At 63.3% G+C, this 23,581-nt stretch carries 24 protein-coding genes; 14 read left to right on the top strand and 10 right to left on the bottom strand.

Annotation, left to right across the window (positions count from 1 at the left end):
• Positions 1-69: 69 nt before the first annotated feature.
• Together CH251_RS11535 and CH251_RS27890 are read left to right on the top strand one after the other, a co-directional pair.
• Positions 70-420 carry a VOC family protein gene (locus CH251_RS11535; protein ID WP_094613378.1) on the top strand — a complete coding sequence of 117 codons (351 nt, stop codon included), beginning with the start codon at positions 70-72 and terminating at the stop codon, positions 418-420.
• Between the two features lie 172 nt (positions 421-592).
• Positions 593-1,297: an excalibur calcium-binding domain-containing protein gene (locus CH251_RS27890; protein WP_256978985.1), complete on the top strand. Its 705-nt coding sequence runs from the start codon at positions 593-595 to the stop codon at positions 1,295-1,297.
• Here CH251_RS27890 and CH251_RS11545 read toward each other — a convergent pair.
• Entirely contained in the window at positions 1,294-1,803 is a 510-nt protein-coding gene (locus CH251_RS11545; protein WP_094613379.1) for an O-acetyl-ADP-ribose deacetylase, read from the bottom strand. The genes CH251_RS27890 and CH251_RS11545 overlap by 4 nt on opposite strands.
• Positions 1,800-2,726, bottom strand: coding sequence for an ADP-ribosylglycohydrolase family protein (locus tag CH251_RS11550; protein ID WP_094613380.1), 927 nt, complete (start codon positions 2,724-2,726; stop codon positions 1,800-1,802). Before CH251_RS11550 ends, CH251_RS11545 begins: the two co-directional genes overlap by 4 nt.
• Positions 2,727-2,787: 61 nt before the next feature.
• Between CH251_RS11550 and CH251_RS11555 the strand changes: the two genes are divergently transcribed.
• The 8 genes from CH251_RS11555 (at position 2,788) to CH251_RS11590 (ending at position 12,864) form a co-directional block, all read left to right on the top strand.
• Positions 2,788-3,462, top strand: a complete 675-nt coding sequence (locus CH251_RS11555; protein WP_094613436.1) for an NUDIX hydrolase — start codon at positions 2,788-2,790, stop codon at positions 3,460-3,462.
• A gap of 24 nt (positions 3,463-3,486) precedes the next feature.
• Positions 3,487-4,677, top strand: coding sequence for a hypothetical protein (locus CH251_RS11560; protein ID WP_143544966.1), 1,191 nt, complete (start codon positions 3,487-3,489; stop codon positions 4,675-4,677).
• A 91-nt stretch (positions 4,678-4,768) separates the two neighbouring features.
• A complete protein-coding gene (locus CH251_RS11565) occupies positions 4,769-6,070 on the top strand; it encodes a hypothetical protein (protein ID WP_094613382.1) in 1,302 nt (433 codons plus the stop codon).
• 92 nt (positions 6,071-6,162) lie between these two features.
• On the top strand, positions 6,163-7,182 hold the full coding sequence (locus CH251_RS11570) for a diiron oxygenase (RefSeq protein WP_094613383.1): 1,020 nt from the start codon (positions 6,163-6,165) through the stop codon (positions 7,180-7,182).
• Between the two features lie 45 nt (positions 7,183-7,227).
• Entirely contained in the window at positions 7,228-8,826 is a 1,599-nt protein-coding gene (locus CH251_RS11575) for an FAD-dependent oxidoreductase (RefSeq protein ID WP_094613384.1), read from the top strand.
• 184 nt (positions 8,827-9,010) lie between these two features.
• Complete coding sequence (locus tag CH251_RS11580; RefSeq protein ID WP_094613385.1) at positions 9,011-9,820, top strand: hypothetical protein; 810 nt, start codon at positions 9,011-9,013, stop codon at positions 9,818-9,820.
• A 90-nt stretch (positions 9,821-9,910) separates the two neighbouring features.
• Positions 9,911-11,227 carry a DUF2786 domain-containing protein gene (locus CH251_RS11585; protein WP_143537873.1) on the top strand — a complete coding sequence of 439 codons (1,317 nt, stop codon included), beginning with the start codon at positions 9,911-9,913 and terminating at the stop codon, positions 11,225-11,227.
• 20 nt (positions 11,228-11,247) lie between these two features.
• Positions 11,248-12,864 carry an AMP-binding protein gene (locus CH251_RS11590; RefSeq protein WP_094613387.1) on the top strand — a complete coding sequence of 539 codons (1,617 nt, stop codon included), beginning with the start codon at positions 11,248-11,250 and terminating at the stop codon, positions 12,862-12,864.
• 9 nt (positions 12,865-12,873) lie between these two features.
• Here the strand turns inward: CH251_RS11590 and CH251_RS11595 are convergent, their stop codons facing one another.
• The 3 genes from CH251_RS11595 to CH251_RS11605 form a co-directional block, all read right to left on the bottom strand.
• Positions 12,874-14,469, bottom strand: a complete 1,596-nt coding sequence (locus tag CH251_RS11595) for an ABC-F family ATP-binding cassette domain-containing protein (protein ID WP_179273522.1) — start codon at positions 14,467-14,469, stop codon at positions 12,874-12,876.
• A 92-nt stretch (positions 14,470-14,561) separates the two neighbouring features.
• Positions 14,562-15,263 carry an aminoglycoside 3'-phosphotransferase gene (locus CH251_RS11600; RefSeq protein ID WP_094613388.1) on the bottom strand — a complete coding sequence of 234 codons (702 nt, stop codon included), beginning with the start codon at positions 15,261-15,263 and terminating at the stop codon, positions 14,562-14,564.
• On the bottom strand, positions 15,260-15,937 hold the full coding sequence (locus tag CH251_RS11605; protein WP_094613389.1) for a vancomycin high temperature exclusion protein: 678 nt from the start codon (positions 15,935-15,937) through the stop codon (positions 15,260-15,262). The genes CH251_RS11600 and CH251_RS11605 overlap by 4 nt, the downstream gene beginning before the upstream one ends.
• A 319-nt stretch (positions 15,938-16,256) precedes the next feature.
• Between CH251_RS11605 and CH251_RS11610 the strand changes: the two genes are divergently transcribed.
• Complete coding sequence (locus CH251_RS11610; protein WP_094613390.1) at positions 16,257-17,630, top strand: dicarboxylate/amino acid:cation symporter; 1,374 nt, start codon at positions 16,257-16,259, stop codon at positions 17,628-17,630.
• A 60-nt stretch (positions 17,631-17,690) separates the two neighbouring features.
• On the opposite strand, the gene CH251_RS11615 is transcribed toward CH251_RS11610, so the two are convergent.
• From CH251_RS11615 to CH251_RS11630, 4 genes are all read right to left on the bottom strand, one after another.
• Entirely contained in the window at positions 17,691-18,086 is a 396-nt protein-coding gene (locus CH251_RS11615) for a hypothetical protein (RefSeq protein WP_094613391.1), read from the bottom strand.
• Positions 18,087-18,099: 13 nt separating this feature from the next.
• Positions 18,100-18,669, bottom strand: coding sequence for a DUF3558 domain-containing protein (locus CH251_RS11620; protein WP_094613392.1), 570 nt, complete (start codon positions 18,667-18,669; stop codon positions 18,100-18,102).
• A 65-nt stretch (positions 18,670-18,734) separates the two neighbouring features.
• Positions 18,735-19,424 (bottom strand): DUF998 domain-containing protein, encoded by a 690-nt coding sequence (locus CH251_RS11625; protein ID WP_256978986.1) that lies wholly within the window; start codon positions 19,422-19,424, stop codon positions 18,735-18,737.
• A gap of 111 nt (positions 19,425-19,535) precedes the next feature.
• Positions 19,536-20,870 (bottom strand): S9 family peptidase, encoded by a 1,335-nt coding sequence (locus CH251_RS11630; RefSeq protein ID WP_256978990.1) that lies wholly within the window; start codon positions 20,868-20,870, stop codon positions 19,536-19,538.
• A 98-nt stretch (positions 20,871-20,968) separates the two neighbouring features.
• On the opposite strand from CH251_RS11630, the gene CH251_RS11635 reads away from it, so the two are divergent.
• Genes CH251_RS11635 through CH251_RS11645 form a run of 3 tightly spaced genes read left to right on the top strand, consistent with a single transcriptional unit; the run spans position 20,969 to position 22,463 of the window.
• Positions 20,969-21,598: a TetR/AcrR family transcriptional regulator gene (locus tag CH251_RS11635; protein ID WP_094613393.1), complete on the top strand. Its 630-nt coding sequence runs from the start codon at positions 20,969-20,971 to the stop codon at positions 21,596-21,598.
• A gap of 33 nt (positions 21,599-21,631) precedes the next feature.
• The gene (locus CH251_RS11640; protein WP_094613394.1) at positions 21,632-21,973 is read left to right on the top strand and encodes a metalloregulator ArsR/SmtB family transcription factor; all 342 of its coding nucleotides are present in this window, start codon (positions 21,632-21,634) and stop codon (positions 21,971-21,973) included.
• A 4-nt stretch (positions 21,974-21,977) separates the two neighbouring features.
• The gene (locus tag CH251_RS11645; protein ID WP_094613395.1) at positions 21,978-22,463 is read left to right on the top strand and encodes an SRPBCC domain-containing protein; all 486 of its coding nucleotides are present in this window, start codon (positions 21,978-21,980) and stop codon (positions 22,461-22,463) included.
• A 61-nt stretch (positions 22,464-22,524) separates the two neighbouring features.
• Here the strand turns inward: CH251_RS11645 and CH251_RS11650 are convergent, their stop codons facing one another.
• On the bottom strand, positions 22,525-23,553 hold the full coding sequence (locus CH251_RS11650) for an SMP-30/gluconolactonase/LRE family protein (RefSeq protein ID WP_094613396.1): 1,029 nt from the start codon (positions 23,551-23,553) through the stop codon (positions 22,525-22,527).
• Between the last annotated feature and the right edge of the window lie 28 nt (positions 23,554-23,581).

The following is a 23,581-nucleotide window of genomic DNA, read 5'->3' on the forward strand; positions in this document are numbered from 1 at the left end:
CTGCGCGATGAGTCGGGCCGTCGGATCCGGTCCATATCTGCGGACTCGAACGATAAAAAGGAGAAACCCATGATCGAACATGTGCTTGCCGTGGTGGCGGTGCGCGATATCGACTCCGCACGGCAGTGGTACGAGAAGCTGTTCGACCGCCGCCCCGACAACAATCCGATGCCGAGTCTGGTGGAGTGGCGGCTGGCTTCGGCTGCGTGGCTCCAAGTGACCGTCGATCCCGGGCGGGCAGGCTCGTCCTTGTTCAACGTTGCCGTCGAGGACATCGAGGTGTTCGTCGACGCCGCTCGTTCCCGCGGCATCGACTTCGGCACCATCGTCGACGCGAACAAGGGGGTCCGACTGTCGACGGTCTCCGATCCCGACGGCAATTCCATCACTGCGATCGGCGGCTTTCGCGAGCTCTACTGATCGGGCGGTTGGCGTTCTCACACGGGATGTAACGACGAACCCGGTCGGTGCGACATGGTGAACGGAAATGCGACCGACCGGTTCGGACAGAACGAGACGGTTGCTTCCGGTCTCGCGGGTGACATCTCGGCCGCGACATCGACACCCCTCGCGACCCGAACGGACCCTCGACATGACCAGTGCCTACCCACCACCCTTTCAGCGCCCGGCACCCGAGCCACAGAAGCCTCGCCGCCCACTGGTCGGGAGGGTATTCGCTTGGGCAGCCATTCTTTTCGGGGCGTTCTTCCTGATCGGAGCAATTGTCTCGTTCGAGTTCGGTGCGGTACTCGTCGGCGCGTTGCTGGTCGGCACCGGAGTCATATACCTGCGCTCGTCACCCGCGCGGGGTCGCAAGGTCTGGGCGGTACCCGCCATCGCCATCCTTCCCGCACTGTTCGTGATGGGGCTGACCACCACGACCGAAACCGAGACCCCGACCGCCATCGCACCGGTCGCGGCCGTGCCAGCGTTGCCGACCGTCACGACGACCACCGCACCGGCGTCGACCACAACACCGGCCCCGACCACGACGACCGCGGCTCCGACCACCGAGCCGGTCGCCGCCGTCGTCGAGATACCGACGACAACGGAATACATCCCGTTGCCCGAGCCGGAACCTGTGTACATCCCGGAGCCCGTCTACACGCCGGAACCGGTGTACACACCCGAGCCCGTCTACACCGCCCCCGCGCCGTTGGCCGCAGTGCCTCCTGTCGTCACGTATGCCAATTGCGACGCAGTCCGAGCCGCCGGTGCAGCACCGATCTACGCGGGCGAGCCGGGTTACAGCCTGAAACTCGACCGCGACAAAGACGGGATCGGCTGCGACACCTAACCCACCAACCGCCGCGTCAGGTCCGCGGCTTCGCGGGAAAAGGCGACGAGCATGACGAGGTCGACCGACGGCCGGGCCGCTTTGACTGCCAGGACCTGTTGGGTGACTGCATCCTGCATCGGCCATCCGTAGGAGCCGCCGGAAACCAGCGGAAAGGCAATCGACTTCATGTTCATCGACGCTGCCAGTGCCAGGCTCCGGGCGTAGCACAGTCGCAGCAGCTCGGATCTGTCCTCGTGCGGGGAGTAGCGCGGGCCGACGGTGTGGATGACACAGCCGGCTCGAAGTCGGCCCGCGGTGGTGGCGACGGCTGCGCCGACGTCGAGGCCGTGGGGCAGTGTGGTGGCCCTCAGCGCCTTGCATTCTGCGAGGATGTCGGGCCCACCGGCTCGGTGGATGGCACCGTCGACTCCCCCGCCGCCGAGCAATCGTGTATTGGCGGCATTGACGATCGCATCTGCGGCCACGTCCGTGATGTCGCCCTGGACGACGTCGATGACTGTCATGAAAGCTCCTTCGCTGCAATGATGTTCGAGGTGATTCGGTCGAGGTCGTCGGCGCGCAACCCTGGGTAGCCGTGGACGATGTCGCGCCATTCGCTCGGCACCGCCGATGCGCCCCACCGCGCTCCGAGGAGTCCTCCGGCTATGGCCGCCGTGGTGTCGGTGTCGCCGCCGGCGCGGACGCACAGTTCGAGAGCGGCGGGCAGGGGCTGCTCCGCGTCGGCCGACCGATGGATTGCCCACCACGCCGTCTGCAGAGCGTGAACCACCCAGCCGTTGTTCGGGAAGTCGGACGGCTGCCCCTGCTGTGCTTGACGAAGCAGAGGCTGCCAGAAGTCGCGGACATCGGCTTCGGCATCGATCAAGAACTCGGTCACGCCGTCGTAGGTGGAGTTCAGAACCGCGTATCGAATTGCGTGACTCCACATTTGGCACGCTTGCCCGGCGCGGGGATCGGAATGAGTGAGTGCACTGATCCGCGCAGCAGCATCTCGACAACCCGCCGGGTCATCGAGGTAGGCCAGGGCAACCGGTGCCGTTCGCATGAGTGATCCGTTGCCGCCGGTTCTCCCTGTCAACGACGCCGCTGCCGCAGTCATGTCGGCACCATTGCGCGTCGGCTGCGACAGCACCAGCCGAGTCTGGTTTCCCACGTCGGGAGGGTTCTGGTGGAACCAGTCGCGAAAGTACTCGGCGATCTCGTCCACGTCGGCGCCCCGCTCGAGTGCGCGCGCGACGCAGAGCGCCATCGAGGTGTCGTCGGTCCATTCGCCCGGGGACCAGTCGAATGCGCCGCCGCCGATCATGGCGATGGTCGTCTCGGGAGTGGGATATCCGAATTCGTATCCTGCGCCCAACGCATCGCCCACCGCGGTTCCCAGCAGAACCCCTCGCGCCCGATCGTGCTGAATGTCGGTCAACCGCATCTCTACCCCTTAGATTGATATTGCGCTAACCATAGATCACATTAGCGCTAAGATGCAAGACATGACGTGGAGAGACCGAAACGGCAACGCTCTGACCGACTATCCGCGCCCCTCCGTGGCCGTCGATGTCGCAGTACTGACCGTCCGCGAACGGCGACTGCACGTCGTCGTCGTTCCGTCGGAGCGCGGCCCTGCGTTACCGGGCACGTTCCTGCGACCGTCGGAGACCCTCGCCGACGCGGCAGACCGCGCGTTGAGGACGAAGGCAGGCCTGATCGATCTCTCTTTTCATCAGCTGAGGATGTTCGACGGCCCTGATCGCGACGACCGCGGATGGGTACTGTCGATGGCGCACAGCGCAGCGATATCGGCTCGATCACTCTCTCCCACAACCGAATCGATGCCGATCGACGGCTCCGCACCGGTGTCGCCGCTGGCCTTCGACCACGGCAACATGGTGACCGAGGCGGTACTGGACCTCCGTGACCGCTACGCGCGTGAGGTCGATTCCGCACTGTTGTCGGACGCGGAATTCACCCTTCTCGAACTCCGCGAGCTGTACGAGATCGTCTTCGATCGTCCGCTCCCGAAAGACACGTTCCGACGCCACGTCATCGGCTCGTTGCAAGGAACGGGCGCAACCTCGACCGCGGGCGGCGGCCGCCCCGCGGAGCTGTATCGCCGTGCATCGAATCCGGCTCTCCCTGCGTCTGCGGGCTCGTTCCTTCTTCGCTGAGGGCACGGATCGACGAAACCGGACATGCCAACAGATAAGCTGGGAGTCATGGGATCGAAGCGGCCTGCCAACCGCGGACAGAAACGTGCAGAAAAGACCAAGGCCCGGCAACGGCGTCACCAGCAATCCCGACCGGCCCCGACCGGTGCCGTCACCGAACGCATCGCCGATCTGATCGACGGTTTCGTCGAATGGCTCGACGAGAGCGAGATGTCGGAACAATCGGAGGCGATCTCTCGGCTCGTGTCGTCGACACTGACCCAACTTGCCGGTGCTCGTCACGGCTTCTCCCCCAGCGCGTGGCTTCCCGCTGATGCGCACTTGCTGGTCGATGCGGCCGAACGCATCCTGCAGGAGGATTCCGACACTGCCGAGGACACCGCGGTCAATCTTGTTCTCACCTCGCTGCAGTATCTGACGTTCCTCGATGAGACCGATCTATGGGACGGCAGCCCCGAGGACTACGCGCACTGCATGGAAGACCTCTCGGACTTCCTCGAGGGCGACGAGCCCGACATGCTCGACGCCGACGACATCGACCTGCCCGACGTTTCCCTGGCCCAGGAACTCGCCGCCATCTCGGCGCTTCCGTTGCTGCCTGCACTCGACGACATCGTCGCGCGCGTGGCCGACGGATTGGCGGTGGGCGACGATGCCGAACTGCAGCGCGCCGTCGGATCTGCCCCGCTCGATCCCTCCCACCTCGGTGTGGGTGCCGCGGTCGATTACTGGTCGACGGCCATCGCCACCGAACTGATTCGCATCGACGGAGACACCGCCAGGCCGGGAGACAATGCACATTCGCTGGCCGGCCGTGGAGCCGAGACCGTGCACGAGCTGGTTGCCGAACACGTGCGCGTGCAGCTATCGGGAGATGCCGACGACCCCGATGTGTCACGGTCGCTGGCCAACACGTTCGCGGTGCAGACGCTCCTGGCCGCCATGACAGACGAGCTGCCGATCAACAACGAGGGCGAGGACTACGCCGAGCTCGAAGGTGAGGATCTGCGTACGGCACAGCTGATCGACCACCGGGTTCGATCCCTCATCGAGCAGGGCATCCTCGTCAGAATCGAGGAGGTTCTCGCCGTTCCGCACGCGTTGCGTCCGGCGGTGCTGGACGGTGTGGCCGAGGCGCAGCCGTTCGGTGTGATGGACGAGGAGTCGCAGGACGACCCGCTCTACAGCTCGGTCGAGGATTCGGCGTCGTCGTGACACCCACCGCGAGCGCCGAGACCGTGTCGGTGGTCGCCGCTAGCGTCACCGACTGTGCGTTACGGCAACGCGATCTGGGTAAGGAGCCGACATGAGCGATTCACTCGAGTTCGACTTCGACGTCGATGCTGCCTGGATGCAATTCCAGCGCAAGCTCGGCGATTACGTCTGCGCGATGCGCGACGGCGATGCTTTGGTGATCGAGTCGCGTTACGACACCACCGACGGCGTACCCGACACCGCAGCCTGCGTGCAGTTCTACGCCTGGGATCTGGATATGGTCCGCTGCGAAATTCCGTCGAACGAGCATCTGCACAGTGGACGCGCCATCACCACCGAGCAGCGAGAAGCATTGAGCCGAATCGGATTTCGCACGACAGTCGATTCCGAGCCCACGGCACCGCATGTCGACCGCAATCGCTCGTGGTCCGATGATCTGGCAAAGAAGACTGTCGCGGTGTTCCGCGACATCTGGGGTCTGCCCCACCCGTCCTTCCTGGGCTCACGCGCCACCGGTCGCTACGACGTCCCGAGTTTCGACGCCACCACCACCGAGACCGATACGGCCGTAGTCCCACTGTGCGTGCAACCGAAGGGCAAGGAACACCTACAGCAACTCGTCGACCGAGCCCTGGAGCCATGGTTCGGTTTCCCGCCGGATCACGACCCCGACGGCGACATTCCCCTGCGGTTCGCGAGCGGCACCGCGTACGTGTCGGTCAAGCCAACCGAACCTGTCGTCGAGATCAATTCGACGCTGGTTCACGCCGTATCCGGACGAACCCGCGCGGCCGAGTTGCTGGTCGATCTCAATCTGCAGCTCCCGGACGTGATGCTTCATCTGGTTCAGGACTGCATCGTCGCGCAGGTGCGAGTGAGCGGGTCGCCCTTCGTTGCCGATCACCTGCTGTGGGCTGTGCGGATGCTCAGTCATGTGTGGGAGCAGGTGGACGACAAATTCGCCGAGGATTTCGGCGGCGCACTCGGGGAACCGACACCGCCGCCGATCGACGCGGAAGACTTCCCGGACGGTCTGCTCGAGCTGGTAGAGCTTCTTGCCCGGTCCGAAGAGTCCCTCGACCTCGACACCGTCCTCGGATGTTGCTCCTCCGATCGCGATGTCGTCGTCTCCTACCTCCGCATCAGCGCCGAGCAGGAGGCGTCGTGGCGCGGTATGGCAGTCGCTGCGGATCTCGGTGACGAGCAGTGCGACGTCGACGAGGCAGATCGAGAAGCCGGCAAATGGGGACGCGCGGTTGCTGCTCTGCGCGAGGTGCTGCGCAGCACACCCGAGCACATCGCGCCGGTGGTCGATCCGTCGGCGATCCAGCTGCAGCTGTTCGAGACCGATGAGGTGGCAGAGATCTCCGACGAGCGTTCGGACGAACAGTAGACGGCAGCCGACCAGGATTTTTCCCGCGCGCTTCCCTTTCGTGTTAACTGGGGTTACATTAACTCTATGTTCGCACCTCGTTTGGAGAAGCCATGACACTGACGACAGGCACTACGTCCGTTTCGGTCGACACCGACGCCACGGACGAACAGCAGTACAACGAGACGCTCACCCTGCTGTCCGAGGGTTCCGTGCACAAGCACTTCGATCCGTACGTCGACATCGACTGGGAGTCCGAGAAGTTCGCGGTGCCCGCCAACGATCCCCGCTGGGTACTCCCCGCCAAGACGGACCCGATCGGTGGCCACGCCTGGTACCAGGCACTACCGCTCGAGAAGCAGATCGAGATCGGCATGTGGCGTCAGGCCAACGTCGCCAAGGTCGGTCTCCAGTTCGAGAACATCCTGATCCGCGGCATGATGCAGTACGTGTTCTCGCTGCCCAACGGCTCGGCCGAGGCACGATACTGCACCCACGAATCCATCGAAGAGTGCAACCACACCCTGATGTTCCAAGAGATGGTCAACCGCGTCGATTCCGACGCCCCCGGCATGAGCCGGCCCATGAAGATGCTCTCGCCGTTCATCCCCTTGTTCGCCACGCTGCTGCCCGAACTGTTCTTCGTCGGCGTCCTCGCAGGCGAGGAGCCCATCGACCACATTCAGAAGTCGGTCCTGCGGTCCGGTGAGGAAATCCATCCGATCATGCAGAGCGTCATGGCAATTCACGTCGCCGAGGAGGCACGACACATCTCGTTCGCGCACCAGTTGCTACGTCGTCGCGTTCCCAAGATGTCCAAGGCCGGGCGGTTCCTGCTCTCGCTGGCGTTCCCGGTCACGATGCGCATCCTGTGCGACGTCATCGTCATTCCGCCGAAGAAGTTCTGGACGAAGTTCGACATCCCGAAGCAGGTCAAGAAGGACCTGTTCTGGGGCACCGAGGAATCACAGCACGCGCTGCAGGACTACTTCGGAGATGTGCGCATGCTGGCCACCGACACCGGAATGATGAATCGCGCCGCTCGACTCATGTGGAAGCTGTGCGGAATCGACGGCAAAGCGTCACGTTTCCGTAGCGAACCCGACCGCAGTTCGAGCCAGTTCGCCGCATAGCACTCTCGCCGCTCAGCCTTCTTGCCTCTGCCGTCAGGAAATCTCATGCCCCACGTCGTCACCCAGTCATGTTGCAGCGACGCATCGTGCGTCTACGCGTGTCCCGTCAACTGCATTCACCCCACTCCCGACGAACCGGATTTCCTGACGGCGGAAATGTTGCACATCGATCCGCAATCGTGTGTCGACTGTGGCGCGTGCGTTTCGGCCTGCCCCGTCGATGCCATTGTGCCGCAGGCGAAACTGACCGAGGCGCAACTGCCGTTCCTGACGATCAATGCGGATTTCTACAAGCAGGAGCGCCCACCGCGGCCCATTCTGGCCCCGGTCACCCCGGCAGCCTCGGTCTCGAGGGATCGTCAGCCGCTTCGAGTCGCAATCGTCGGCTCGGGCCCGTCCGCCATGTATGCCGCGGACGAACTGCTCACCCAGCCGGGCGTGAGGGTCGATGTCTACGATCGACTTCCGCAACCTCACGGCCTCGCTCGACTCGGCGTCGCACCCGATCACCAGAAGACGCGTCAGGTGTCCCGATTGTTCGAAACCATCTCCGCGCAGGAGGGATTTACCTACCACCTCGGAGTCGAGGTCGGCAAGGACGTCACCCACGACGAGTTGATGGACACCCACCACGCCGTGATCTACGCAGTCGGTGCATCATCGGATCGCGAGCTCCGCATTCCGGGAGCCGAATTGCCCGGTCGCAGTTCGGCAACCGACTTCGTCGCCTGGTACAACGGCCACCCCGATCACGCGCACCGCACGTTCGACCTCTCGCACGAACGCGCCGTCATCGTCGGTAACGGCAACGTCGCACTCGACGTCGCCCGTATTCTGACGATGAATCCGGATGCCCTCGCCCAGACAGACATCGCACCGTACGCGTTGGACGCCCTGCGCCACAGCGCAGTCCGTGAAGTGGTCATCGTCGGCCGACGCGGTGTGGCACAGTCCGCCTTCACCGTGCCCGAGTTCGCCGGATTGCTGACCGTCCCCGATATCGACCTGGCCATCGACCGCAGCGAACTCGCACTCGATCCGGTCACCGTCCGACTCGCCGCGACCGACGACCTACCCCACGCCGTGGCACAGAAATTGCAACTGCTTCGCCACGTCGACGAATCCCCCGAACACAGCGACGGTCGCAAGCGAATCACTCTGCGCTACCTTCTCTCCCCCACCAGGATCCTCGGTACCGATCGCGTGACGGGTATCGAGTTCGACCGAATGGGCCTCTCCGCGGACGGCGACGACGTGGTTCGCAGCACGCCGACCGGTGACGTGGACAGCATCGAGGCCGGACTCGTCCTCACCTCCATCGGCTACCGCGGTGTCGCGCTCCCCGGGGTTCCGTTCGACGACCGAGCCGGCATCATTCCCAACACCGGCGGCCGCGTGTTGCAGGAATCCGGTGGGCAGACGTCGGTCGGCAGCTACGTCACCGGTTGGATCAAGCGCGGTCCTTCGGGATTCATCGGCACCAACAAATCCTGTGCCCAGGAAACCGTCGGCCATCTGGTCGACGACTTCAACGCCGGTCGCCTGACGGATCCGATCGAGCTGCCCGACACCTGGCCTGCCGGGGCGAACCGGGGCACGCTACGACGCTCGAAAGACAGGCTGCTGGCCCTGCGCCGCTCCTGATTGCTCACCTCGGTTGGGATCAATGCGCCTTTCGGTCACTCCAACTGCAAGAAAGCCACATTCATCCGGGTGACGAAGGCCGCAGCGCGCGGGAAGCAGTGTCGAGGTTGAAGCGTCGACCATCGGGGTACACCGAGGCATCGGCCACCGATTCGCGGCGGGCCAACACCTCGAGGAGCACGAGATGACGGCCCTGCGACGCATCTTCACCAGGACTGCTGTCCCAATTGTCGGTATTGCCGTGGCGTTGGTGTGCGCGGTGCCGGCCCAGGCTTTGCCGACACCCGGCGACCTCGCGGATGTCCCGGCCCGAACCTCGGTGTCGTACGAACACATCCCGACGGGGACCTTCGTGGGCAGCGCGGAGGCCAACTCGGCGCGCCCAGGACTGTCGACGGTCAAGCTCTACATGGCCGACTACGTCGTACGCTTCGGCGACGGTTCGCCGAGAGACCTCGACCTGGCCGCCAGGATGGTCCAGGTCAGCGACGACGGTGCCGCTTCGACGCTCGACAACAAATACCCACAGGCGATTTCGGCAACCGCCGCGGAATACGGACTCACCTCTACCTCGCGGGGCGGTTTCTGGGGCAACTCGTCCACGAGCACAGCCGACACCGTGCGATTCCTGGCGGCGAAGAAGCGCACCGATCCCGCCAGCCCCGTCCTCGCATGGATGAACACTGCGGCTCCTGTGGCGCGCGATGGAATGGTTCAGGACTGGGGCACCGAGCAGTTGCCCGGCGTGACCGGGACCAAGTGGGGATGGGCCGACGACCGATCGAGTGTGGTCGCGTCCGCGTCGATCGGCGATGACTTCGTCATTGCATCCAATACATACGGACCGACCCGATCCAACACCGACGACGTCATGGCGGGCCTCGGCGGCATCGAATTGACGGCACCGCCCGCCGCCGCTCCTGTTCCGAACCTTCCCGTGATACCCGGCCTGCCGTCGGTCGAGGAACTACTGCAGATGCTCGCTCCTCGCTGACACGTTCGAATAGTTTGTCGGACCCCTCCCTTACTCTGCGTCTCACCGAACAGTTCGGGGACCACACCGGGGGACGTGGAGGGGACGACGATGAGTCGTATCGATCTGGACAGTTTTCAAAATTTCTATCGCACAGGTCAAATCTGGCCGGACGCAGATCCGGTTCACCTCGTCGAGATGGGCCTCGACTACGCCACCAGAGGGTCGGGGTGGAAGGCGTACATTCGACTGGTCGCTGACCGCCTCGCGAAGTTCGACAGCTCGACCGAAGTCGACCCCGCGTACGCCGTATCCGCACGGATACTCGATCACGCTATCGACAGGTTATTCGAGATCGGTTGGCAGCCGGCCGAACTCGCGCACGCTACGCGAAAGATGGTTGGGGGCGCTGCCGGGATGCTTTTGGTGGAGGCGATCGCAACGCATACGGGCCGTTTCTCGGCCCTCACCATGGCACCCGATTCCTGGCGAGAGCAACTGATCGACCTGAAAGTCGATCCCACCGCAGGCATGACCGTCGAAAGACTTCGATGGTGGTGTTCGCGGCCACGGGTCTCTGCGTCCGACGCCTGGAACACGGTGTTGATCGTCCTCGGCCATACGACCTCACTGGGTTCACTCGACAAGCTCGTTCCCATTCCATCACAGTGGTCGTCGGTTCGATCCTCGCCGACGTCGTCGCCGATCGGACGGATCGGCGTCTCGGATCCCAAGATGTTGGCCAAGATCCGGGGGTTACTGGCAAAGGCGGAGTCCACCCAGTTTCCTGCCGAGGCCGAGGCCTTCTCGGCGAAGGCTCAAGATCTCATGACCCGTTTTGCCATCGACCATGCACTGCTCGAGGCCGACAACCCGCGGGGGTTGATCGGCGACGTGACCACTCGCCGCATCATGGTCGACAGTCCTTACTCCGACGCCAAGTCACTTCTCCTGCACAGTGTTTGCGAAGCAAATGGTGCCCGAACTCTATGGTACAAGCGATTCGCACTGGTCAACATCGTCGGGCTCCCAGTCGATCTGGATTTGTGCGAACTGCTGTACACATCGCTACTGGTCCAATCGTCTCGTGCACTCGACGAACTCGCGGAGTCACCGCAAGCCCGAGGTCGCAGCTTCAGGAAATCATTCCTGATCGCGTACGCCCACCGTATCGGCCAGCGCCTGCTGGAAGCTCGGGAGCGGGCTACAACGGCCGCGTCGGAGCAACACGGCAGTGCCTTGGTACCGATCTTGGCCGAGCGGAGCCATGCCGTGAACAAGGCGTTCACGGCCATGTATCCGTCGACAACAGAAGTACGTATCGAGGCGAGGGATCATGCGGGACGACGTGCCGGCCGCGCTGCCGCCGAACGCGCCGACCTTACCGGTGGGCGCGAACGTATCGACAAATCCGATCTGGCCTCGTAGTGCGCGCTACATTGGCTGACATGACAGGTCTGGATACTCCGCTGACGCCCCTTCGCTTTCTCGAACGCGCAGCGGAGGTCCACCCCCACAAGACCGCCGTGGTGGACGGGCCGAGGACATTCACCTACGAGCAGTTCGCCCAAGACGTCACCCGGCTCGCGCACGCCCTGCGCGCGTCGGGTGTCGGCCACGGAGATCGAGTGGCCTACATCGCGTCCAACTCTGCCGAGCTGCTGTTCGCTCACTACGCGGTTCCACTGGCCGGTGCCGTTCTGGTCGCGATCAACACCAGACTGTCGCCCGCCGAGGTTCGCTACATCTGTGATCACTCCGGTTCGGTTCTGCTGGTGGGTGATTCGGAGCTGCTGACCGGACTCGGAACGGATCCGATCGCCGACTCGGTCCGTGAGATCGTCGAGACACCCGGCGTCGACGGCACATACGCCAAGCTGCCGCACACCACTCGATACGACGCTTTCCTCGAGCGAGGCTCCGACGATTCGCTCGAGTGGGAGGTCGACGACGAGACCTCGACCATCACGATCAACTACACCTCGGGCACCACCGGTCGGCCCAAGGGCGTGATGTACACCCACCGCGGTGCCTACCTCAATTCGCTGGGAGAACTGCACCACCAGGGGTTCGGTATCGACACCCGCTATCTGTGGACACTGCCCATGTTCCACTGCAACGGATGGTGCACAACGTGGGCGGTCACGGCCGCGTCGGGCACGCACGTCTGTCTCCGCGGTGTCCGCGGCGATGCGATCTGGTCGGCCATCGACAACGGCGTCGACCACCTCGCCGGTGCGCCCACCGTGCTGACCACTCTTGCCACTGCAGCGCAGGCACATTCGCTGGATCGCCCCCTGACCATCGTCACGGCCGGTGCTCCCCCGAGCCCGACGATCATCGGCAAGATCCGCGCGTTGGGCGCAACGCTCGTGCACGTCTACGGACTCACCGAGACCTACGGGCCGTACTCGGTGTGCGAGGCGAAGCAGGAATGGCTCGAACTGGACGGCGACGAGCAGGCGCGACGCTTGGCTCGGCAGGGAGTCGGCATGCTCACGGCCGACCGTTTGCGAGTAGTACGCGACAAAGCTGGTGTCGGCGGAACGCTGATCGACGTCGAACCCGACGGCGTGGAAATGGGTGAGATCGTCATGCGCGGCAACAACGTCATGAAGGGGTATTACAACGACACCGCCGGCACGACAAAGGCTTTCGCCGGCGGCTGGTTCCATTCCGGCGACCTCGGGGTGATGCATCCCGACGGCTACGTTCAGTTACTCGATCGAGCCAAGGATGTCGTCATATCCGGCGGCGAGAACATTTCGACGATCGAGGTGGAACAGGCGCTGGCCAGCCACCCCGCCGTCGCCGACGTCGCAGTGATCGGGGTACCCGACGACAAGTGGGGAGAGCGACCGAAGGCATTCGTGGTGTTGGCACCGGGCGCGGACGCCTCCGAGGCCGACCTCGTGGCACACGTGAAATCTGCTATCGCGTCGTACAAGGCCCCGCGCAACGTCGAATTCATCGTCGAGCTGCCGAAGACATCGACCGGCAAGATCAGGAAGAAGGAGCTGCGCGACGCCGAGTGGGGCACGTCCGCGTCGAAGATCAACGGGTAGCCCGCGGCGTTACGCCATCTGCACACCGGCGATCTCGGTGACGCCGCCCTTGCCGTCGAATGACAGTTGCCTGAACGCGACTTTCTCGACGAAGAACCTGTCGTGGCTCACCAGGATCACCGCGCCGGGGAATGCCATCAGGGCACGTTCGAGAACCTGGGTGCTCTGTAGGTCGAGGTGGTTGGTGGGCTCGTCGAGAACAATGACCCCTGCGCCGAACAGCAGGCACTGAGCCAGAGCCACTCGCGCCTTCTGTCCACCGGACAGAACGCCGATCTTCGATTTGAGGTCCATCTCGGAGAACTGCAGCAAAGTCAGAAAGCGGTGGACTTCCTTCTTCGTCGCCGTCAGTGCGAGGCTGCCCGGCATCGCATTGACCGAATGTGACACGGTGTCGTCGAGATCGAGATCGGCCAGCACCTGGTTGTAGTAGATGAACGACGGTGCCTTGGTCTTCCATTTGATCTTGCCGCTGTCCGGTTCCTCGGCACCGACGAGGATGTCGACGAGGGTCGTCTTGCCGCATCCGTTCGGTCCGGTGATGGCGATACGGTCGCCGCGATGCACGGTGAACGAGATGTTCTCGAAAAGTCGTTGCTCGCCATAGCTTTTGGAGATGCCCGTGATCTCGGCCAGGTTGTCGTGGACGTGCAGTCCGCCGTAGATCGCAGTGACCACCGTATCGACCGGACGCGGACTCTTGCTCTTCTTGATGTTCGCGAGCCGACGCTTGAGCACCCCGCTGGGGTTCTTCACCGCTTCCTTGCGATCGCTGATCGCTTCCTGCTCGTATGCCAGCAGCTGTTGCTCGTTGCTGAACTCGCGTTCGAGGTTCTTGAGTCGAAACTGTTTCTGCTGAACGTATTCCGAGTAGCTACCGTCGTACGTCTGGAGGTGATGGTTCTCGATCTCGACGATGCTGGTGACGACCTGCTCCAGGAAGGCGCGGTCGTGCGAGACGACCAGAAGCGCACCGCGGAAGACGCGCAGCCAACGTTCGAGCCAGGCGATTCCGGCCACGTCGAGGAAGTTGGTCGGCTCGTCGAGGAGCAGAACGTCGGGCGCTTCGATCAGAATTTTGGCCAGAGCCGCGCGGTTGCGCCAGCCCCCGGACAGTCGATCGACGGGCAGTTCACGCCGCTCCGTGTTGAAGCCGAGCATGGACAGCACCGTGTCGATCTGTTGGTGATAGGTCCAGCCGCCGCTGTTCTCCATGGCGTCGAGCAGTTCGGCTTGGCGATCGACGAGCTTGTACATCTGCTTCTCGTCGAGATCGCCCCCGAGTGCGGCCTCGACCTCGGCCAATTCGACCTCGATCGCGTGAACAGCGACGAAAAGAGATTCGAGCTCCGCCTGGATGCTGCGATCGCCGTCGAGTTCCGAGAACTGCGAGAAGTACCCGATCCGGGCACCCTCGGTGACATCGACCGTTCCAGTATCGGGTGTCTCACGTCCGAGCAGAAGCTGCAGCAGAGTGGTCTTGCCCGTCCCGTTGCGCCCGATCAGACCGATGCGATCGCCGTCGGCGAGACGGAAGAACACCTCGCGCAACATCACCTTCTGGTCGTATCCCTTGGCAACGTCGTTCAAGCGAATCCAGCTCAAGCGTCCACTTCTCCTGAATACACGGGTCCGCTGAGTCGTCGAACCGGGGCTCGCTCACTCTAGCCGCGTGCGGCACCGTTCAATTCTGCTGCTCACGTGGACTCCCACAACCACAGGTAGTAAGCGAGGCGCTCACGGTCGAGGTCGATGCCGTACGCGTCCAAGAAGGCCGCACAGTAGTTGCGTCCGAAGTTGTACTCGGTGCTCCAGATGGCCGGTGCCAGGTCCGCCCAACGATCGGCGACGCCCATCGTGCCCATGTCGACGTGCGCTGCCCAGGATCCGTCGTCGGCGATCAGAGTGTTCGGCATGCAGGCGTCGCCATGGCAGACGACGAGCCTGTCGATCGACGGAGGATCGACAGTCAACCCGCGATCGCCGACGCGGGCACGCACAGACCAATCGAACGGGCATTGCGCGACGGGGACTGCATCGTGAAAGGCCCGAAGACCGGTCGCCGCCGCACGGACCGCACGTGCCGGATCTGCGAACCAGCGATCTGCTACCGCGCTCTCCCACGGCAGGGCCTCGGTCACCATCCAGGAACCCGAACCGTCAGAACCGCGCTCGAGAACCTTCGGCACCGGGCTGTACCGAATCACCCACTTCAGGCGTCGTGCCTCCGCCTCCAGATCTATCGCGGTTTCGGCCGGCGTCCACTTGACGTACCGCTCTTCTCCGAGGCGAAACGTCAACCCGCCCAGCTCATTCGACCACACCGGCTCAATATCCTCGGAATTCGCCAACTCTCGCACCACGGTCGGGATGGGGACGTCGCCGTCGGGCACACTCAACGGTTCGTGACATTCGCCAGAGAATCGACGGGCGGCGACACCACCACGGGATCGCGACCCGACCACAGGTCCAGTACCGCCTTGGGGCGCGCCAGCAACTCTCGCGCGTAGTTACGCACCACCGCAAGGGTATTGCAGTCGATGCACTCCGCCGTCACTCCGTCGACGTCCAAATCCATGTCCTCACACAACGCCACGGCACGCGACACATGGAGGGGCTGGCTGATGATCAGCCCGCGTTCGACCCCAAAGGTTTCCTTCGCCCGTGCGCAGGTGTCGTAGGTGTCGATGCCGTGATCGTCGCCGATGATCACGCTGGGGTCGATTCCATGCTCGACCAAATAGTCGGTCATCGCTTGAATCTCGTTGCCGGATTTGCCGTCCGCGTCACCGGAGACCAGGATTGCCTTGATCTTCCCCGCCGCCATCAAAGCAATCGCAGCATCGAGACGTCCGGAGAGAAACCGCATCGGCTTGCCGTCGCGCACCTGCGCACCGAGGACGATGGCCACCGGCGCGTCCGGCGCATCATCGACGTCGTAGACCTTTCCCGCCGTCGCGTACGCCACCCAACCGGCTGATGCCAGAACGACGGCAACCAGGGCGGCGACCACCGCACAGAAGGCACGAACGATTCGTCCGGCCAATCCTCGGGGCTTCGATTCGGTACTCATGATCTCGTTTCGTCGGCGGGAAGAAACCTCAAGCTAACTCACGAATACGGCGTCCGAGCATCGCCGAGGCGCACCCATACCGATTTCCACAGTGAACCCTCAGAGCCCGCCCCTGCTCGATCGCGCAGTTCGCAGGCGGAGTACCGTTCGATCAGTGAATCCGCTGCTGACCTCTCGACGGTATGTCGACCTGCGTCTGCAAGCCAGCGCTACCTGTTGACGGTCCTCTAGACCGCATCCCCTCCGATCGGCCCATCGGCCGACGAGCACTTCTGTCGCCCATCCCTGGCGACACCTCTCCTTTTCGAAAGGCATATCCATGTCTGCGCCCAGCGCTACCCGAACGCGCCGTGTCCCTACCTGGGCAACCGCATTCGGTCCACAGATCGTCGCCGGCCTCGTCCTCGGAGTCGTCCTCGGACTCATCGCTCGATCGATGCCCGACGCCGCAGGCGGCGACCCGAACTGGTTGGTCGGCACCCTGTCGACCATCGGTTCGAGCTACGTCAAGCTCCTCACCGTGGCGGTCATTCCGTTGGTGTTCACGGCGATCGTCAGTTCCATCGCCAACCTGCGCGAAGTCACCAATGCTGCCCGCCTGGCCATTCAAACGCTGTGGTGGTTCGCCATCACGGCATTCATCGCCGTCATCATCGGCATCGTGATCGGGTTGGTCGCGCAGCCCGGCTCGCGTACCAGCGCGGGAGCGGATTCGGCGGGCGATCCGTCGAGTGTCGGGTCCTGGTGGTCGTTCCTCACCGGACTTGTACCGAACAACTTCCTCGCACTCGGCGCGAAAACCACTGTCGCCGAGAGCGGCACCGCAACCACATCGCTGAGTTTCAACATCTTGCAGTTGCTGGTCATCGCCGCTGCCATCGGTATCGCTGCACTCAAGGTGGGTAAGAAGGCCGAGCCGTTCCTCGCGTTCAACGCGTCGTTGTTGGCCATCGTGCAGAAGGTGCTGTGGTGGATCATTCGGCTGGCACCGATCGGTACCGCCGCACTCATCGGCAACGCGGTTGCGACCTACGGCTGGGACGCGATCGGTTCGCTCGGCGTGTTCACCGTATCGATCTACGTCGGTCTGGCCGTGGTGTTCTTCGTGGTGTATCCGGTGATCGTTCGCGCGCACGGACTTTCGGTGCGCAACTTCTACTCGGGAGTGTGGCCTGCCACCCAGCTGGGCTTCGTCTCGCGATCATCGATCGGGACCTTGCCGCTCACCGAGCGCGTCACCGAACGCAACCTCGGAGTTCCGCGCGAGTACGCATCGTTCGCAGTACCGCTCGGGGCGACGACCAAGATGGACGGTTGCGCGGCAATCTATCCCGCGATTGCGGCACTCTTCGTCGCTCAGTTCTACGGCATCGATCTCACCATCACCGATTACCTTCTGATCATCGTGGTGTCCGTGATCGGTTCCGCGGCAACGGCAGGAACCACGGGTGCAACGGTGATGCTCACACTCACACTGTCGACACTCGGATTGCCGCTCGCCGGTGTCGGCCTGCTGCTCGCGGTGGAGCCGATCGTCGACATGGGCCGCACCGCGGTCAACGTGACCGGTCAGGCATTGGTGCCGACCATCGTCGCCAAGCGCGAAGGAATCCTCGACCTCGAGCGCTACAACGCTCCGCGAAACGGTGACCCCTTCGTCGACGAGGAAGCCGAAGTGGAACTCGCTCGCTGACAGAGCAATTGAACCTGCGATTCCCGACGACCGAGCACCTGGGTCGTCGGGATTCGTCGTCTATCGCGGTGGTGACAACGCTTCGACGGTGGCCGCAGTGTCTGCGTCCGCCGCCTCGACACTCGCGAAATAGTGTTGAAAGAATTCCCGCATCGTCTTGATGATCTCGATCTGCTGCTTGATCGCGAAACGCGCGGAGCCTTCCTCGCCGACAGCAAGACGATGAAACTTCGCCCCCAGCATCTGTGCTGACGGCAAGTCGCCGAATGCTTCGGGCCTCGACAAGTTTGTGGTCATTTCGAGCATCCTCGACAAGTCGCGCAGGTAGCTTTCGCATGCGCTATCACACTGTTGAGCAATCTCCGGCTCTACGTGCAACTCTCCTTCTGCGGCTTGATCTCGCAGCGTTTGCCAATGGATCAAGTTGTTGGCGAGCCTGGCCGATTCGACACTCATTTCGCGCAGTCCTTCACATCGGTAGGTATTTCTCTAGGTCACCGGCGTGTTTGGCGACCTCTGCACACGGGTCACCCAAGGTGTCTTCCGAGCCAATGGTGTCGACCACGAAAATGATCACATTTCCCCCCACGTCGACCACGATGTCGCATCCCGTCGGCGGATTTCCTTGGTAGTCAGCGTTGTACCTCACCGCGTCGCGCGAGCCGACCTGCACCGGTAACTGTCGTTGATTCTGCGGGCTCCGCAAGTATTCGTCGATCGAGTTGATGGACGACATGACGGACAGGTAGTACCAGGGCTTGGTCCCGGAGGCGTCCCAGGTGCAGTTCTTCCATCCGGGGTACGTCGTGATTCCCGCGAAGTCCGGTCGCTCGGTGCTGACGTCCAACCCACTGGCAGTCACTGCAGACTTGGGAATGGTGCAGGGATCGAATGGCTCCGGACCGGCCGCTACTGTCGTCGATTCCGTCGAGGCGTCCCCTCTCGCAACCGGGCTTCCCTGCGTCGAGCCCCCACAACCCGTCAGCACCAGCGCCGAAGCACAGACCGCCGCGAACCGACGCCCACCCACTACCCGCATTCGTTCAACCTCTCGACACAGACGTCACTGAACGGTTGGACGCGACGCGGGCGCGATCGGTTCCCTCAGGCAGGCTGCGAGGCTCGCATTTCCCGAGTCGCCTTCGAGGTGAGGCTCCTACGTTCTGCCGCCCACACCCACAGGGCCAGCGAGATGAGCGCGATCACCTCGGCGACGACGAGCACCCGCTCCACGTAGCCGAGTGTGACAACGCGATACCAAGGCCGCGAGCCGGTTGCTCCCACAACCAATGCGTAGACAATGGGCATCAACGTAACGACGGACAAGGCACTGAGTCCCATGGTCACGCGGGCGCGCACTGCCCACACGGTGTCACGAAGCCAGGGCCGCGAGAACGCAAAGACTGCGACCGGGATGCTGACGAACGCCACGGCGGCCCCCAACCGATGGATCGTCCCGCCGAGGCTCAGCGAGGCGTCGTTCGACCAATCCTGTTTCGGCACAGCGACGACGGCAACAAGTCCCAACGTCCACAGTGTGAGGAAGATCGAGGCTGTTGCACCAGGCCGAGTGAGGCGATGCCGAATCGCGGACACGAGGGTGAGCGCCGAACCGAGAGCGAGCAGTACGACGCCGATCGAGAACACCCACTGCTGCGCGCCGAGGCCGTATTCGCTGATCGTCCGGCGCAGATGGGAGGGCGTCTGCCATGCAGTGTGGATATCGAGAACCAGCACCACGAGTGCGCCCAACACGATCGTCAGTGCGCCGATCATGGCCGGTCGAATCTCCACGTCGCTCTCCTCCGGGGCGGCACGGTCGGCTGCCCACGCTCCATGGTGCCTGAACGATCGTCCTTGCTCGGTGACGTCCCCAGGACACCGGCAGTCAGAGGTCTGCAAAACCTATTCTCTCGACGGGTCCAGCAGATGCTCGCAGAGGAAGCGAGTCGACAGCAACGACCAATGCTCGGCGTTACCCATCGCACAATGGTCGTCGTCGGCATAGAGCACCAGCTGCGCGTTCGGTGCAGCGACTGCCAGGTCGATCGAGTCGCGGGTACTGGCGAGCGTGTCCTGGGCCCCGTTGATCACCAACAGTGGGATGCCGATGTCTCGATAGAGTTGCCGCAGAGAGAGTTTCGACACCTTGCGTAGCAGGCCGGCAGTACTGGTGGCACCAAGTGTCCGGCTCAGAGTCGACAGCATCACCTCCGGCATGCCGATCGAATTGACCACGCCGAAACTGCGGTGCGTGAGCGGCCCATTGGACACCGCCGCTCTCAGACGAGGGTCCACAGCGGCCATGCGCGCAGCCCAGTAGCCGCCGAAACTGAAACCCATGATGCCGAGCCGCTCGGCGTCGATGCGCTCATCGGCAGCGAGAAAATCGATCACCGAGCGGTACACGTTCTCGGCCGCCGCTGTCAGGGGGTCGCTGTACGAATATGTACCGGGCATCTCCATGACGAAGGTGGCGAGACCGGCCTCGCGCCGAGCCAGGAGAGGAAAGAGAGTCTCGGCAATGGTGCCTTCCAAGCCGTTCGTGACCAGAACCGTCGGCATGTTCGTCGCACCAGTCGGCAACGCGAGAACGCCGTGCACCCGATCGGAGGTGCCGGGCAGGTCGATGTCGAGCACTTCGACCTCGTACCCCATCGTCGGTGCCATGGCTAGCAACAACGTTTCCGACAAGCGCGTCGAGCGACGATAAGCACGCTGGCGTTGTGGGCTACCACCGGGCCACGCGGCAACGAAGTCGTACACCACTGCTTTGATCAAACCGTCCATCGCCACAACCGCGTCGGTTGCTTCGGGATGCGCTGCGACGAACCGTGCCGGTTCCTCCGGATCTGCCACAGTGCCACGATCGGCAAGAATCGTCGCCGCTGGTGCCAATGCCTCGCCCAGAGCCGTCAGCACCGAGGGGTCGGGGGCGTCGAGCAGCCGGGAACTCTCGGGGGCGCCCAATCGGAACAAGGCCTCGTCTGCGCGCGCGAGGTGTCGGTCGGCGAATGTCGACCAGTAGGGAGCCCACCGGTCATCGTCGAACGAACGGCATTCCGACAACTGACTCCGGAATACCGCATCTGGGATTCCGCCGAGATGCGTGAAACGGTCGACGAACAGCCGCGGCAGAAACGGCGCGACACCTCGCCTGTGCGCGGCACTTTCGGTGCTGTGGGTCAGCGCTCTCACGCTGACCGCTATACGCCGTCCCCAATCCGTCAACGATGTCACCGGCTACTCCCCCGCCCTCCAACGCAGAAAGTTCTGCTTTAAGGCACGGTAGGCGGCTCGAACACCTAACGCAAGGAATACTGCAATAGCATTCATGAATGGATGACGACACCGCGCACGTTGCACCACGCCGACGGCCCGGGGGGAGGACGGCTCTCGTCAGAGCCGCGGTACACCAGGCCGTACTGGACGCCGTGATCGAGGGCGGCGTCGACAAGGTCGGAATACCGGACATCGCTCGCCGCGCTGGCGTACGCGACAGCACTGTCTACCGACGGTGGACTACTCGAGAAAATCTTGTAGTGGACGCGATGCTCGCCGCCAGCGAGCACACCCTCCCGCGGCCCGATACCGGTTCGCTGCGCGGGGATCTGACGGCACTTGCCACCACTCTGAGCGCGTATCTGGACTCACCCCTGGGCCACGGCCTGGTTCGAGCGCTCGCCTTCGTCACCGACTCCCCCGAGATCGAACAAGCACGGAATACATTCTGGCAGAAGCGTTTCGAGGCAAACCAAGGAATGGTCAGGCAGGCAATCGCACGTGGTGAGATCCCCGCCGGTGCCGACGCACATGCCCGCACCGCGATAGAGCTACTCATCGCTCCTATCCACTTTCGCCATCTCCTCACCCGCCTTCCGTGTGACGCGGAATTCATCGACACCGTGGTCTCGGCTGCGATCGGTTCACTACGGCGTACGCCGACGACCGACGCCGAACACTCTTGACGAGACCCGAACCCAGGAATAACCTACAACCAAATGGTTGTAGATGAGATGAATGACGCCGAGGTCGATCGCCTGTTCCAGGCCTTCGCCGACAAGACGCGGCGCGACATCGTCGCGAAGGTCACTGTCGGCGAACAGTCGGTATCGGAGTTGGCGGCTCACTACGCCATGAGTTTTGCCGCTGTACAGAAGCACGTAGCGGTGCTCGAACGCGCCGCACTGATCACCAAACACAAGCGTGGCAGGGAGCAGATCGTGCGAGTTCGACTGGAGACCATCGCACACGCTCGCGCATTGCTCGACACCTACGAGGAGATCTGGCGACAACGCGTCGCCCGGATCGACGAACTACTTTCCCACGACGAGAAAGGCTGAATCCGTGCCGTTCATCAGCTCACACAAGGATGCAGAGACGTTGACCATGACGATAGTCGCCGAGTTCGACGCGAAAGTCGAACGCGTCTGGCAGATCTGGGAGGACCCGCGCCAACTCGAGCGTTGGTGGGGACCACCGACGTGGCCCGCGACCTTCGAGAGCCACGACTTCGTGCCGGGCGGAAAAGCGTCGTACTACATGACCGGACCCGAGGGCGAAAAGGCCGCCGGCTGGTGGCTTTTCACCGAGATCTCCGCGCCGACCACTCTGTCCTTCGACGACGGTTTCGCCGACGACACCGGCAATCCGTCGTCGACGATGCCCGTCACCCACGCCACGGCGACCCTCGAAAACGTCGACGGCAGAACGCGTATGACCATCCGGTCGCGATTCGACTCCCTGCAGCAACTCGAGGAACTCGTCGAAATGGGTATGGACGAGGGCATGGCGTCGGCAATCGGTCAGATCGACGCAATCCTCACCGACTGATCGTTGTGAGCGGAAATTCGGTCTCCACTACGAACTTTCGTGCACGTGCGGCGAAGCCGCTCTACTCCGGAACCGAGCTGACGGTGAACGGCTCGACGGGCTCTCCCCCGCGCTTGTCGAACTGACTGTTCACCACGTACAGCCGATCGTCCATGGCTGCAACGGTTGTCGGGTAGGCGAACGACGGGTCGGTGATCTCACCGGTGACCGCGCCAGTTCTGCCGTCGTCGTCGAGGTCGACCTTTGCGATGAGACCGTCTCTGTTGCGAACGACGTACAGGGTGTCGTCATCCATCTCGAGCCCGTCGCCGTTCATCAGCGTCGCACCGCCGAGGTCCACCTGCGTGACCTCTTTGCTCGTCTTGTCGATGCGGTACAGGTTGCCGGTGCTCGATTGCACGACGATCAACGCAGACTCGTCGTCGTTCTCGACGATGCCGTTGGCGTTGAACCCCTCCCCGTACGCGAACGGAGTGCCGTCGAAGCTCACGAACGTTTCCAACGGGCCGTCCTGCGTTCCAGCGGTCATCTGCTCGGCGGGAATGCGATACAACGCCGGGCTGCGCGAGTCCGTCACATAGGCATCGCCGTTGTCGGCAATGGCGACGTCGTTGAGGAATGTCGCGTCGGTGCCGAGGCCGTTGGTGAACGTGGCAACCAAGTCGCCGGAGTCGGCGTCGTACACCCACACCTTTCCGGTGGCCCCACCGGCGATCACCAGGTAGTCGGCGCGATCGTCGTCATCGGTCACATCGATGCCCGCAGCACCGGTGCGTCCGTCCGCGCCACCGGGCAGAAACACCGAGACATCCGGGGAGCCGACGGTCCCGCGGAACACCGCTCCGTCGGAGGTAGACGTCACGTAGAACGTGTCGTCGGCGGCAGTGATGCCCTCGGGGAACACGCCGCTACCCGGCAGGTCGTAGACGGTCGCAGAGCTCGGGTTCGAGCTCGATGACACCGACGCCGACGCCGACGAGGAATTGCTGGGGGTGCTCGGTGCCGGCTCGGCCGAATCCGAGGACCCGCAGGCACTCAGCAGGAGTGTGGCAACGGCAACAGCGGGGACTATTCGGGAGACTCGGTTCACACCATCGAGTGTTCCATATGTCTCAATT

It is taken from the genome of Rhodococcus sp. 06-462-5, from assembly GCF_002258315.1.
Classification (GTDB): domain Bacteria; phylum Actinomycetota; class Actinomycetes; order Mycobacteriales; family Mycobacteriaceae; genus Rhodococcoides.